The organism is Flavobacterium psychrolimnae (assembly GCF_003312425.1).
Taxonomy (GTDB): domain Bacteria; phylum Bacteroidota; class Bacteroidia; order Flavobacteriales; family Flavobacteriaceae; genus Flavobacterium; species Flavobacterium psychrolimnae.
This window is the reverse complement of sequence record NZ_QNUX01000009.1, coordinates 99,374-113,528: the sequence shown is the minus strand read 5'-3', so window position 1 is coordinate 113,528 and position 14,155 is coordinate 99,374. Positions and strand designations below refer to the sequence as shown.

Annotated in this window: 14 protein-coding genes; 5 read left to right on the top strand and 9 right to left on the bottom strand. The window is 32.5% G+C overall.

Annotated features, from left to right (window positions below; translation table 11 throughout):
- Window positions 1–52: 52 nt before the first annotated feature.
- The 9 genes from DR980_RS10770 to DR980_RS10735 form a co-directional block, all read right to left on the bottom strand.
- Window positions 53–511, bottom strand: a complete 459-nt coding sequence (locus DR980_RS10770; RefSeq protein WP_113635981.1) for a nucleotidyltransferase — start codon at window positions 509–511, stop codon at window positions 53–55.
- A 1-nt stretch (window position 512) separates the two neighbouring features.
- Entirely contained in the window at window positions 513–695 is a 183-nt protein-coding gene (locus DR980_RS10765; protein ID WP_113635978.1) for a hypothetical protein, read from the bottom strand.
- Between the two features lie 2 nt (window positions 696–697).
- The gene (locus DR980_RS10760; protein ID WP_113635976.1) at window positions 698–1,012 is read right to left on the bottom strand and encodes a DUF4286 family protein; all 315 of its coding nucleotides are present in this window, start codon (window positions 1,010–1,012) and stop codon (window positions 698–700) included.
- Between the two features lie 87 nt (window positions 1,013–1,099).
- Window positions 1,100–2,875 carry a tetratricopeptide repeat protein gene (locus tag DR980_RS10755; protein WP_113635974.1) on the bottom strand — a complete coding sequence of 592 codons (1,776 nt, stop codon included), beginning with the start codon at window positions 2,873–2,875 and terminating at the stop codon, window positions 1,100–1,102.
- Between the two features lie 95 nt (window positions 2,876–2,970).
- A complete protein-coding gene (locus DR980_RS10750; RefSeq protein ID WP_113635972.1) occupies window positions 2,971–3,345 on the bottom strand; it encodes an NTF2 fold immunity protein in 375 nt (124 codons plus the stop codon).
- 86 nt (window positions 3,346–3,431) lie between these two features.
- Window positions 3,432–4,703: a serine--tRNA ligase gene (serS, locus tag DR980_RS10745; protein WP_113635970.1), complete on the bottom strand. Its 1,272-nt coding sequence runs from the start codon at window positions 4,701–4,703 to the stop codon at window positions 3,432–3,434.
- 293 nt (window positions 4,704–4,996) lie between these two features.
- Complete coding sequence (locus tag DR980_RS10740; protein ID WP_113635967.1) at window positions 4,997–5,536, bottom strand: DMP19 family protein; 540 nt, start codon at window positions 5,534–5,536, stop codon at window positions 4,997–4,999.
- A gap of 68 nt (window positions 5,537–5,604) precedes the next feature.
- A complete protein-coding gene (locus DR980_RS16360; protein WP_167400557.1) occupies window positions 5,605–5,775 on the bottom strand; it encodes a hypothetical protein in 171 nt (56 codons plus the stop codon).
- Window positions 5,776–5,925: 150 nt separating this feature from the next.
- Window positions 5,926–6,630, bottom strand: coding sequence for a hypothetical protein (locus DR980_RS10735; protein ID WP_113635965.1), 705 nt, complete (start codon window positions 6,628–6,630; stop codon window positions 5,926–5,928).
- Between the two features lie 209 nt (window positions 6,631–6,839).
- Here DR980_RS10735 and metG point away from each other — a divergent pair, with 209 nt between their 5' ends.
- The 5 genes from metG to DR980_RS10710 all read left to right on the top strand — a co-directional run bounded on the left by metG (window position 6,840) and on the right by DR980_RS10710 (window position 14,144).
- Window positions 6,840–8,900 (top strand): methionine--tRNA ligase, encoded by a 2,061-nt coding sequence (gene metG, locus DR980_RS10730; protein ID WP_113635963.1) that lies wholly within the window; start codon window positions 6,840–6,842, stop codon window positions 8,898–8,900.
- Between the two features lie 142 nt (window positions 8,901–9,042).
- Window positions 9,043–10,476: a hypothetical protein gene (locus DR980_RS10725; protein WP_113635960.1), complete on the top strand. Its 1,434-nt coding sequence runs from the start codon at window positions 9,043–9,045 to the stop codon at window positions 10,474–10,476.
- Between the two features lie 57 nt (window positions 10,477–10,533).
- Window positions 10,534–11,955: a hypothetical protein gene (locus DR980_RS10720; protein ID WP_113635958.1), complete on the top strand. Its 1,422-nt coding sequence runs from the start codon at window positions 10,534–10,536 to the stop codon at window positions 11,953–11,955.
- Window positions 11,956–11,965: 10 nt separating this feature from the next.
- On the top strand, window positions 11,966–12,652 hold the full coding sequence (locus tag DR980_RS10715; RefSeq protein WP_113635956.1) for an HAD family hydrolase: 687 nt from the start codon (window positions 11,966–11,968) through the stop codon (window positions 12,650–12,652).
- A 232-nt stretch (window positions 12,653–12,884) separates the two neighbouring features.
- Entirely contained in the window at window positions 12,885–14,144 is a 1,260-nt protein-coding gene (locus DR980_RS10710; protein WP_113635954.1) for an OmpA family protein, read from the top strand.
- The last annotated feature ends 11 nt before the right edge of the window (window positions 14,145–14,155 follow it).

Sequence of the window (14,155 nt, the reverse complement as noted above, 5' to 3'; positions counted from 1 at the left end):
AATAATTTCAGTATTTTTTATTGCCCTAATTTTATGGTTTTTTGTTTATTTCTCACAATTGCTGAATATCCAATAAATCCTTAGGTCTGTTTTCTTTAATTTTGCTTGTTATTAAATCCTCTAGTGACAGTACATTCCATTTTAAAAAAAGATTGTCATTCACTTGTACTTCTTCGCTGCTTTCAAACGCTTCAGAAAAAGTTTTATTTACAGAAAATTTTGTAATTAACTCTAAATCTAAGTCTACAGGAGAGAATTTAACGGAAATATTTTGTTCTTGTTTTTTTACATTTTCGGGAAAATCATCAATTTCATATCCCATTTCATTAAAAACGGCTACTAGTTTTTTAAAGTTTTCATCCGTGGTCTCTATCCAAAAATCGACATCCGCGGAATGGCGCTGGTATCCATGAAAATTTACCGCTCCTCCGCCAACCATCAACATTCTTACTTTATGCTTATTGGCAATAGAAATGAATTGATTGATATTTTCTTCCCATTTTTGAAACATATCAGCTTGATTTTATTTGAATAATAAAATTCGAATTAATGTCGTTTTTATGCTTCATTGGAAATTGATTAACTTTCTCCATCAAACGCAAAAACTGATAAAAACGTTCTACTTTGGACAATTTCAAAAAATCCTCCAATTGTTTTCTATTGCTTTCTTCTTTGGTTTGAAAATGGAGTTCCATGGCTATTTATAATCTGCAATCAGTTCTAATTCCGTTCTAAACGCTAACATTTTGTCTCCAAACAATTTCGCTCCTTCTTCGCGAAAACCTGGTGCATCTTCCTGGTAGTATTTCTCTAAAGTTTCTTTACTGTCCGTAGCATATTGAACGGAATACGTAACTCCACCCATTTCCTCTTCAATTAAAACTCGTACCATTCTTGCTGAAGAGAACTTTCCTGTCGCCAAAATTTCAGGAATATGCTTGTGCTGCATCCAAATCATCCATTGATCGTGAACGCTTTCGTGTATGTTTGTGGTAACGTTGTATAGTATCATTTTTTTTAGATTATTAGACTTTTAGATTATTAGACTTTTAGATTATTAGACTTTTTCAAAAAATCCAAGAATCTAAATAATCTGTTTTTATAAATTAGTATCGCCTCGCAATTGTCTGAATTTCTTTCTGGCTTCTACAAAATAAATACTGTCCTGATGATTGAATAATATCTTTTCATATAATGGCTTTGCTTTTTCAGGCAACAATTGCTTGTTATATATTTCTGCCGAAAAATACAATGCTTCGTCTATATAAATTCCGTCGCTATGCTGGTCGATAATCGTTTGATACTGGCTTAAAGCCAGAGCAAAATCACCTTTATTTTCATATATTTTTCCTAATCGCAACAAGGTTACGGCTTCTATTTCCTGTCCTTTATTATTTTTTAATATCGTCTGAAACTGCATTACCGCTTCCTGATTCCTGTTTTGATATAATAGATAATCACCTTTTGCAAATTGCTTCAAAGCCGTTTGTGTCGAATCGGCAACAGTATTGTCGTTAATTAACAGAAAATACTCCAAAGCATCATTTGCAATCAACTGCGTATTAGCTGATTTCAATTCCTTAAATTGTTTCAACGCCCAAGCAAAATCAGTTTTGAAATAACTTGTTTTTGCTGCTTTCAAACTGGCTTCATGCGCCATTACATCATTTTTCAAATCCAATTCTATCTGCGAATAATATATCAAAGCCTGGTTGAATTTTTCTTCATACAGCAAAATATCTGCCAGTTCCATTTTGGCATTAGCCATTTCATAATCATTCAATTGCAATTCCAGCGCTCTCTTGACTATTGCCTTTCCTTCTTCTGGTTTTTTCAAATTAAATGCCGTAAAATGTGCCTGAATCAGCTGCAAAGATAAGGTAAAAGGACTTATTTCAAATTGTTTCAGCAAAGCGTCTAATTCTGTGCTAATAGCTGCAAAGTCTTTTTCGGATGCTTTTTCAATTTTCATAGTCATCAAATAGGAATTTGCCTGAATCAACAATTCTAAATCTTGTGTGTTTTCCAATACAAATCCCAAAATTTCTTTAGCCGCTTCATCATTCTGCTCATCAATGGCGAGTTGCCCCAAATTCACAATATTAGTAAGTGATTCCGGATTGCGTTTGTAAATGGCTTTTTCCTGAATAAATGCTTTTTCGAATTCTTTTTGCTGTACATAAAACCAACTCAAATAATGGTTCCAAAAAATATCTTGGTTTTTTTGGGTTCTAATAATTAATGCTGTGCGCAACAGTTCATTGAAATTCGCATCGCCTTCATCAACCATAAAACGAACCAGCTGATTTTGGATTCTAATGGAGTTTTGAGGATTCGCAAACGCCTCATCCAGAAAAGTGGAAATCATCATTTCCATATTAGACAATTGACCGTAAAGCAATCCTATCTGATAATTGAAATTGAAATTAGGCTCTAATTCTGTGGCGGTTTGGTAGGATTTCAGCGCGTAGTCGAGCAACACTTTTCGCTCAAAAGAATTTGAAATTCCATAGACTTCATTTGGATTTTTTTTGATTCGTTCCAAAGCTTGTTCGTAGTATATCTTGGCTTTGTCATCATTTTTTTGCAACTGAAAATTATAGCCCAATTCCACCAGAAGATTCCCTTGATTGTACTTGTTGAATCGTTCTTGAATGGCTTTTTCAGCACTTTCAAACTGTTGCAATTGCTGAGAACAATCTATTATTCTTAAAAAATATTGGGAGTTCAACGGAATCTCTTTCAACAACTCTTCATAGCTGATTTTTGCTTTTTCAAAATCGCCTTTGTCGTAATAATATTGCGCTAATTGTTCGTTTTGCGAAAAACAAACCAATGAAAAAAACAGCGTGATATGTAGAAAGAGTTTTTTCATTGATTCAGAATCATTGTTTAACCATATAAGGCATTTAAGCTCATTTAAGAAATGATAAATTATTCAAATTAAGATATTGGAATCAATTGTGAAAATTATTTACCGTGAGTTATTTTTAAAACTTGGGCATTTTTCGCATCAATAATAATTAAAAAAGTTCCTCCCTTACTTTTTTCTGGTAAAGTTCCTAAAATAACCCAATAATTTTTTATCAAATATTCTTCATATGGTTTTTGCCTTTCAATATTTTCTTTTCCATAAATGTCAAAAAGAATGGCTTCTGCAATTTTAATTGCTGTCTTACTTCCCTTTACTATTAACTCTTTATTGTCAACAACATTATGTCCAGGTTTTTTTCCTAAAACCGCATACAGTTCTTCTTTTGCATATTTTTCACCCAAAACAAGTCTGTTATTTTGTGCACAAGAATTAATTGTAAAAGCCAAAAAAATTAGAAGGAAATATTTCATAAGCTTTTTTATGATATGATTACTTCAAAATCAATAATTTATACTAATACTTAAATGACCTTAAATGACTTATATGTTGAAAAAAATTAGTTTATGATATCAAACCCGCAATACGGACGCAATACTTTTGGGATTACAATTCCTTCTGGAGTTTGGTAATTTTCTAAAATTCCAGCCAAAACTCTTGGCAAAGCCAATGCACTACCGTTAAGGGTATGAGCCAATTGGTTTTTTCCGTCTTTGTCTTTGAAACGCAATTTCAAACGATTCGCTTGAAAAGTCTCAAAATTAGAAACCGAACTAATTTCTAACCAACGATCTTGCGCTGTAGAAAACACTTCGAAATCATACGTCAACGCTGATGTAAAACCCATATCACCGCCACAAAGACGCAAAATTCTATAAGGTAATTTCAATTCTTGTAATATATTTTTAACGTGTTCGACCATACCGTCCAAAGCTTCATACGACTTATCAGGATGTTCTACACGTACAATTTCCACTTTATCAAATTGATGCAAACGGTTCAATCCACGAACGTGTGCTCCGTAAGAACCTGCTTCACGACGGAAACAAGGTGTGTAAGCCGTAGTCAAAACCGGCAATTCACTTTCGTTAAGGATTACATCACGAAACAAATTCGTTACTGGAACCTCAGCCGTTGGAATCAAGTATAAATCATCTGTTTTATCGTGATACATTTGCCCTTCTTTGTCAGGCAATTGTCCCGTTCCATAAGCCGACGCTTCATTTACCATGTGCGGAACCTGAACTTCATTGTAACCCGCAGCCGTATTTTTGTCCAAGAAATAATTAATCAAGGCACGTTGTAATCGTGCTCCTTTTCCTTTATACACGGGAAATCCTGCGCCAGTGATTTTTACTCCAAGTTCAAAATCAATGATGTCATATTTTTTTACCAATTCCCAATGCGGTTGTGCTCCTTCGTGCAAAACCGGAATTTCACCTTCTTCAAAAACATTTAGGTTTTCCTCTGGCGTTTTTCCAACAGGAACAATATCAGCAGGAAGATTGGGTAAGGTATATAGTTTCTCTAAAAGTTCTGCAGCAAGTGCATCAGCAGTTTCCGCTAAAGCTTTGCTTTTCTCTTTGTTTAAAACGGTTTTTTCTTTTAGAATAGCAGCTTTTGCTTTCTCTCCGCCTTTCATCAATTCGCCAATATCTTTGGATAATTTATTAGATTCGGATAAAATATTGTCTAATTCCACTTGCGTAGCGCGACGTTTTTCATCCAGTTGTACCACTTCTTCAACAACACTTGTAGCATCGATGTTTCTCTTTGCCAAAGCGGTGATTACTTTTTCTTGATTCTCTCTAATAAATGCAATTTGTAACATAGCTTGATTTTTTTAACGCTAACTTTTATAATAATGGAAGCAAATTTAAGGAAATGTTTGGGACTTATAAGACAAAGTTTTGAGGAAAAGGAGAATATCCTATTTCAAATGCATTGGGATTTTTTTAAACAGATAGAATCATAGAAAAATTAGGACTGAGAAGAATTTGATAACATTTCATTTTCACATAGCTATGCATTCTAGCTAAAAATGAAATGCCTTTTTAATAAACTCAAAACTATGTTTCTATGTGGTTAAAAATAATGCAAAATGAATTTCACCTAAATAATTAGCTAATCTCTTTTAATCTCATGCCCCACAAATTCCTCCAAGGCAGCAAACATGTCGTCTACTGAAAGGACTTCAAAATCGGGGTGTGTTTTTAAAAAAGTAGCATTCAAAGTAACCAGGTTCTCTTCAATTTCGAAAAAAGTATCGTTATTGAGCAAATCTCTAATTGGATTTACGCCTTCCAGCTTTCCTTTCAAGAATTTATTGAGCTTAACACTGCTCATCAATTTTACTTTTTTGGATTGTTGTTGGAACAATTCCAAATGCTTTTCGGCTCCAATCAAAGCCAAACCTTCTTCGATCAATTCATTCAGTTCTTTATCCCAACCCGAATTGTATACAAATTGAGCAAAATTTCCTTCGGTACATTGTGACGTATAATAATCTAAATAATAACTCATTATCGCATCTTCGTGAATCAAATCATCGTTCACGCCTTCCTCACGCATTAAGTTGATTACCGAAATATTAGAGTGAATTACATCTTGAATGTTCTCACTATTAAAGGCTGTTTCTGAAATAATTATTCTACCGAATTCCATAGGTTTTGTGTTTGAATATGTGCTGCAAATTTCGGGTAAATTATTACAGAAAAGAAATCCAAAGCGATTTATATGTTATCAGATTCGTCACTACTCTTTTTCTGATTCATTTTTGTAACCAAAGCTTTCAAACGCAACGCTTTTTCTTTTTTTTCTTTTTGAATTTTAGCCTTTTTCCGATTTAGCAATTTGGTGTGCAACGCCTTATTTTTGGTATTTTTTTCGGGTCCTTTTGCCATGATTTACAGTCTTCTTTAACTTGGTTTTCAAAGATAAATAAACAGATGTTTATAATTAGATAAAATCAAATCTATCAAATAACAACACCCTTTATTCAAGCTAATTACTACTTATCAATTTCACAAAGAAAGGGGCAATTTAGTATTCATTTAATAATACTCAAATTTATACTTATTCTTTTTCATATCCCCAAAATCAAAATTAATTTTATTTTTAATCACCTTTTTTTGGAGTTTATTATATTTAAAATATTCTATTGTGTCCTTAATACTCCCTTTATATTCTTTAGAATATCCATTTTTGCTATATCTAAAAATTTCAACCCATGGTTTATCAAAATCCGGATTATGATGTACTCTCTTAATTTCTCTTTTTAATTTATCGTAATAAATAGTGTCAATTAATATTATAGCCTCGTCGTAATTTGGCGTTGCTACTGGAAACATTTCCCATGACATCGTTTTTAGAACTTTCATATCCTTTAAATTAATATGGCGACGAACAAAGCGTATTGCTGAATCTTCCTCAAATTTTGTTTCTGCTATTAATTTATTATTGACATCGTAATCAAATTTTGAAAACTGTCTAACTACACAAGTATCTTCTTTTTCAAAATAATCACAATCCATTTCTAAAACTTTCATACCATTTATATAGTCTGACTTTGTAACTCTATTAGATCTAGGATTTCCAAAATTTTGTTCTAACAATTTATTTCCTTCTTTATCAAACTCTGCAATTCTATTTTTACTTATAATACCATCTTGGATAGAAAATTCAGTTATTGATTTAATTTTGGAAGAACATCCTAGAAGAAAGGTTAGAAAAATTAATAAAAAAAAAATTTTTTTCATGACTTGAATTTTAGCTTTGAACCAAATATAAGTAATTATTTATATAAAAAACGGTTTGACAACCCAAATTCTTAGCCCCACTACAAATGAAAATCCTTTCTATTTTTCTATTAGAATAGAAAGATTGCAATCTCATCTTTAAAACGAGACAGGAAATAGCTTCAAATAAAAATTGGAATGCTTATTTTTGCGCTCTATAAAATTGAATCATGATACAGAATCCAAAAAGATATACGATTACAGCGGCATTGCCGTATACGAACGGACCGATTCACATTGGCCATTTAGCGGGTGTTTACGTACCTTCGGATATATATTCCAGATATTTAAGATTGCAGGGAAGAGACGTTTTGTTTGTTTGCGGAAGTGACGAACACGGCGTGGCGATTTCGATGAAAGCCAAAAAAGAAGGCATTACGCCACAGGAAGTAATCGATAAATATGATGGAATCATTCGTAAATCGTTCTCTGATTTTGGGATTTCGTTTGATAATTATTCCAGAACTTCGGCTAAAATTCATCATGATACGGCTTCGGAATTTTTTAGGAAACTGTACGAACAAGGTGATTTTATCGAAGAAGTAACCGAGCAATTGTATGATGCAAAAGCAGATCAGTTTTTGGCTGACCGTTTTGTGGTGGGAACTTGCCCAAAATGCGGCAACGAAGAAGCCTACGGTGATCAATGCGAAAAATGTGGTTCGACGCTGAATGCTACGGATTTGATTAATCCAAAATCGACAATTACTGGAGAAACACCTATTATGAAATCTACCAAACACTGGTTTTTGCCTTTGGACCGTTATGAAGATTTCTTGAAAGAATGGATTCTAGTTGGACATAAAAATGACTGGAAACCGAATGTTTACGGTCAAGTAAAATCGTGGATTGACGGCGGATTAGAGCCTCGTGCGGTAACTCGTGACTTGGATTGGGGAATTGATGTTCCCGTTGAAGGTGCCGAAGGAAAAAAATTATACGTGTGGTTTGATGCGCCGATTGGGTACATTTCTTCTACCAAAGAATGGGCTTTGCGCGAAGGAAAAGATTGGGAACCTTACTGGAAAGATCAGGATACAAAACTGGTTCACTTTATTGGGAAAGACAATATTGTTTTTCATTGTATCATTTTCCCTGCGATGTTGAAAGCCGAAGGAAGTTATATTTTGCCGGACAATGTGCCTGCTAATGAGTTCTTGAACTTGGAAGGAAATAAATTATCTACGTCTAAAAACTGGGCAGTTTGGTTGCACGAATATTTGGAAGAATTCCCGAATCAGCAAGATGTTTTGCGTTATGCTTTGACATCAAATGCGCCGGAAACCAAAGATAATGATTTTACCTGGAAAGATTTTCAGGCGAGAAACAATAATGAATTGGTAGCGATTTATGGAAATTTCATCAATCGTGTCGTGGTTTTAACCAATAAATATTACAACGGAATTGTTCCGCAACCAAACGAACTTTCTGAGGTAGATGAAGCAACTTTAACCGAATTGAAAGCGTATCCAGCAGTAATTTCAAGTTCTGTGGAACGATACAGATTCCGTGAAGCGTTGAGCGAATTAATGAATGTAGCGCGTTTAGGAAATAAATATTTGGCGGATGAAGAGCCTTGGAAAGTGATAAAAGACAATCCGGAGCGCGTACAAACACAAATGTATGTTGCCTTGCAAATTGCCGCTGCGTTGAGTTCACTTTGCGAACCGTTCTTACCATTTACCGCTAAAAAATTATCAATAATTTTAAAAATTGAAAGTCCTTTGAACTGGAATACTATTGCTCAAAATTCTGATTTGATTCCGGCTGGACACCAAATTGGCGAAGCGGAATTATTGTTTGCTAAAATTGAAGATGAGGAAATTCAAAAACAAATAGACAAACTAGAAGCGACAAAAACTGCTAATACTGCCGAAAACAAAAAAGCGGAACCACAGAAAGAAGCGATTCAATTTGAGGATTTTGCCAAAATAGATATTCGTACAGGAACAATCTTGGAAGCCGAAAAAATGCCGAAAGCCAACAAGCTTTTGATTTTGAAAGTAGACACCGGAATTGATGTTCGAACGATAGTTTCAGGAATTGCTGAGAGTTTCAAACCAGAAGATATTATTGGTAAAAAAGTGACTGTTTTAGTGAATTTGGCTTCAAGAAATCTTCGTGGCGTAGAAAGTCAAGGAATGATTTTGATGACTACCAATGCTGAAGGAAAACTGGTTTTTGTAAATCCGGATACCGATGGCGTTGCTAATGGAGAGGCTATAAATTAAGACTTTTTGAAAAAAATATAAAATTGCGTGACTTAATTAAAATTTTAATTAAGTTGCGCAGTTTGCATTTAAAAAACATTTTTTAACTAATAATATTTTAAAAAAAAATAAGATATTAGCTAAAAAATAAACTTATCTAAAAATGATAAAAAAAACACTTCTTGCGTCTTTAATTTTAAGTAGTTTAATTTCTTTTTCACAAGAAATGGTATCATCTATACCTCTTGAGTTAAAAAAAAATCGTGATGTTTTTCAGACTATAAATAACGATAAAAAAGAAATTACTTTATTTATTGGTGATAAAATGAAAGTAAAAGCCATTCAACTCGATGAAAAAATGAAAATCATTGATAGTATTTCATCCGAAAGGCCAAATACTAAAATTTACACGAAGATGATTGGCTACAACATCAACAATGACAACACTAGACTTTTTTGGTCATCAAATGATTCCAAGGATATTTTTACTGAATTATACGATTTCAATAACCGTAAAACGACAACAAAACAACATTCTTTATTATTAAAAGATGAAAAAGTTTTACAAAAATTTAGTGACAAAGATTTTTTTTATATTCTAACAGTTATCAAAAAAAGTAATGATTTAAAACTCTATGTTTTTGATAAAGAAGGTGATTATACCGAAAAAAAAATCAATTTAAACGGATTTACTTTTTATAAATCAGACTATACACAATCAAACTTATATGAAGTATTAGGAGAAAATTTACTTCCTTTTGAGGCGCCTTTCTCTTTGCAGCTTATAAATACCGACAACCCAACATCTCTAACTGATAGTGCCAAAAAAAGAAAATGTTATTTCAAAAACAATCGAATTATCATTACCCTTGACACTAATATCGAGTTTACCCAAGTTATCACTGTTGATTTAACAGATTTTAAAGCTACTGAAAAAAAAATAAAAACTCACGATATTGATGAAGATCGAATGTATTTGAATTCGAATTCATTTTACTTTGATAACAAATTATATCAATTAAAAAGCGCATCCAATCTATTTTATCTTACTGTAAAAGATTTAGACGGAAAAGTATTGAAGGAACATACCGCTAAGTCATCCGAACCAATCGATTTTAAAAATTCAGAAGTTCAACTGGAAGGAGGAGATTTTGGAGGAAAGAGAACCTTAGAAAATTCTTCCCAGTTTATTCGAAAAGTCAACAATCTAAACCCAGGTATTAGTTGTTATAGTATTGGTCAAAACACGTTAATTACTTTTGGAGGTATATCGCCTATTCAACAATCAGCCGGCCAATTTGGTATGAGCCAATTTGGCTTAATTGGAGCGCTAGTTGCAGTTGCCGTTTACAATCCAGGCATAGAGAGTTTTAATTCGTATTCAAATAGAAAAGTGGTAAAAACAGACGGATTATTTGACAACGAAGGCAATCATATTAAAGGCGATTTACGACCTCTGGCTTTTGATAAAATCCGTACCTTTTTCGACAAGTATACAGATGTTTCATCACAAACATTATTTAAAACGGATGCTTATTATTTAGGCTATTATGACAATAAAACAAAAGAATATATTTTTAGAAAATTCAACGATTAATAATTCAAAAATCACAGCATTTTCTGAATTACCAAACAGTTTATAAATCCCAAAAAAATGTTTAAAAAAATTATTTCAGCAGTCTTTGTCTTTATGAGTTGTGTCGCTTTTTCGCAGGAGATTGTGAATTCATTACCCATTGAATTGAACAAAACAAGTCAGATATTTCAAACTGTCGATGAAACTAAAAACGAATTGACCTTGTTTATTGCGGACAAACTTAAAACTACCGCAATTCGACTGGACAGTAAAATGAACATCATCGATTCTTTATCAACTGAAAAGCTTGATAAAGCACAGAATAAAATCATAGGAAACATAACCCAATCAAATAAAACGACATTGTTTTTGGCATCTGCCAATCCCAAAAAAATTCTTTCACAATCATTCAACTTTAATAACCGCACTTTGGTCAATAAAACTTTTGATTTGGATATAAAAGACGAAGTTTATCTTGAAAAATTTTCGGTTAATAATTCATTTATAATTTTGTACTTGGTAAAGAAAACTAATGATTTTAGATTGTATGTGTTTGATTCAGCAGGTAACCAAGAAGTGAAAAACATTAGCACTAATGAATTGAAATTCTACCATAGGTCTAATTTATACGATACTTTTGCTGATGATTTTCTTCCTTTTGAAGCCGCATTTTCCTTGCAAAAAATTAATCCAGAGAGCCCAACTTCACTTACTGACTCCGCAAAAAAGAGAAAATGTTATTATGACAAAAAGAAAATCCTAATAACAATTGACACAAATCCTAACTTCACACAAATCATAACTATTGATTTAGAGAAATACACCCTGGCAGGGAAAATCATCAAAAACGCCCCATATAAATCATTCAATACAACTGAATTAAATTCAAATTCGTTTTTAATGGATAATCATTTATATCAGATAAAAACATCTTCGACCAAATCCATTTTAACAATCAAAGATTTAGAAGATAATTTGATAAAAGAATATGAAATCACAGCCAATAAAAATATTGATTTCAAAAACTCAGCTATAATCCAACAAAACGGAAGCGAGAAAAGTAAGAAAACAATAGAAGAAACTGGACCGTTCATCCGAAAAATCAACAACCTAAATCTTGGAGTATCTTTGTACAAAATAAACGATACGTATTTTACAACTTTAGGAAGCGTATCTGAAATAAGAGATAGCGGGCCAGCTTTAAGTGGAATGTTTGGTGTTGTTGGTGTATTAATGTATTATGCCTTAAGTAATCCTACGCTAGAAAATTTTAATGCTTACGCCAATAGAAAAGTCGTTTACTTCAATAGTGTATTAGACAAAAACGGGAACCATGTAAAAGAGGAATTAAAACCACTTGCCTTTGACAAAATCCAGTCTTTTATAATGGATAAAAAAGTTAGCAGTCCTCAAACAATTTTTAAAATAAATGAATCTTACTATTTAGGATATTATGAAAACAACCTTAAAAAGTTTAGCATTCTAAAATTCACAGATTAAAAAACTTAATATGAGCCTAAAAGTAATTGCTTTTGACGCCGATGATACCTTATGGATCAACGAAACCTATTTTGATGAGACCGAAAAGAAATTCTGTGGTTTGATGGAAGATTATTTATCGCATCAAGGAATTTCCAAAGAACTTTTTAAGGTCGAAATTGACAATCTGAAATTATACGGCTACGGAATCAAAGGTTATATTCTTTCGATGATTGAAGCCGCAATGAATATTTCTAATAATACTATTCCCATTGAAATCATTGAAAAAATCATTCAATACGGAAAAGAATTATTGGAGAAACCAATAGTTTTATTAGAAGGTGTGGAAGAAACTCTGGAAGCTTTACAAGGAAAATACAAATTAGTGGTTGCCACCAAAGGCGATTTATTAGACCAACGAAGAAAGTTACACAATTCAGGTTTGGGTCATTATTTTCATCATATTGAAGTAATGTCAGACAAGCAAGAAGTCGACTATTCGGATTTGATTAAACGATTGGAAATACAGCCTGAAGAATTTTTCATGATTGGAAATTCATTAAAATCTGATGTATTACCTGTTTTAGCCATTGGCGGACACGCCGTTCATATTCCGTTTCATACCACTTGGGCGCACGAAAAAATCAATCATAAAGTAGAACATGAAAATTTCAGCTCTTTTGAAAAAATAACGGAGGTTTTAAAAAGATTGGATTAAGCATTTTTAGTAGCAAAAATGAAAACTAAAATGGTTTTTGATTAAACACATTCCGATCTTAAAATTAAAAACATTCTTCTAATCTATGTAAAATCTTACCAATAATTCTATGAAAACACATTTTAAACTGTGTTTTTATAGAATTAAAACGGATGTTTATATAATTCACTGTTTAAAATTTACCATCAAAATTTGTAATGTAGTTTTGTAAAAAAAAATAAACCCAAACATTATGAAAAAAATCATACTTACATTAGTTTTTGCTTCAGCTATAACAACTCTGAGCGCACAAACAGAAACTGTAAAAAGCACAGAAAACAACTTTAACAAATGGTCTATTGAAGTTGCAGGAGGTGTAAACAAACCACAGCAACCAATGACACCTGGTTATTTTACGTCTACGCCAAGTGCTTTTGTAGCAGATCTTGGAGTTAGATACATGTTCAATAACAAATTTGGTTTAAAAGCTGACGTAGGATACAATAGTTTTCAAGCAAAAAAAGAGTCTATTGATTTCGAAACAAATTATTACAGAGCAAATTTACAAGCGGTTGCCAATTTAGGAAGAATTTTGAATTTTGAGACTTGGACCAAGTCAATTGGTTTGTTATCACATACTGGTTTTGGTTATGCACAGTTAAGAAATGAAGACAATGATATTCAAGACAAGATGGGTAACTTTATTACTGGTGTAACTGGACAAATTAAACTAAGTAACAGACTTGCATTAACAGGAGATTTCACAACAATTGTTAATTTCAGTCAAGGAACTGCTTTTGATGGGGCGAGCCTTACTCCTGAAGCACGTGGTTTTCAAGGAATCCTTTTTAACGGTACAGTAGGTTTAACCGTTTATTTAGGTAAAAACGAAAAACATGCTGACTGGGTAATTGACAATGAGAATGAAATAGAAGAGTTAAGACAAAAAATTACAGATATCGAAAATAAAATGCTAGACACTGATAAAGATGGTGTAGCTGATTATTTAGATGAAGAAGCTAATACACCTGCAGGTGCAATGGTTGATACTAAAGGAAAATCAGTTGACAAGAACAACAACAATGTTCCTGACGAAACTGAAGCATATATCTTGAAAAATTATGCAGGAAATACTGGTGACGGATCTATTATTTACAATAATGATTTAATCAAAAGTTTAATCAACGGTGGTTATGTTGCTGTTTATTTTGACTACAACAAATCAACTCCAACAAATGTTTCTACAGAAGGTACAGATTTCATCTTAACATATTTGAGAAACAATCCTTCTGCTTCAGTTGACATTATTGGTCACGCTGACGAATTAGGAAGATCTGAATACAATGATAAATTATCTGCTGCAAGAGCAAATAATGTAAAAAACACTTTAGTAAAAGCTAATATCGATGCATCAAGATTGAATGTAGTTGGTGCTGGTGAAGACAATTCAGTTGATAAAAATTCTGACGCTGCAAGAAAATTAGTTAGAAGAGTTACTTTCATAGTAAAATAATTCTTTCTTCA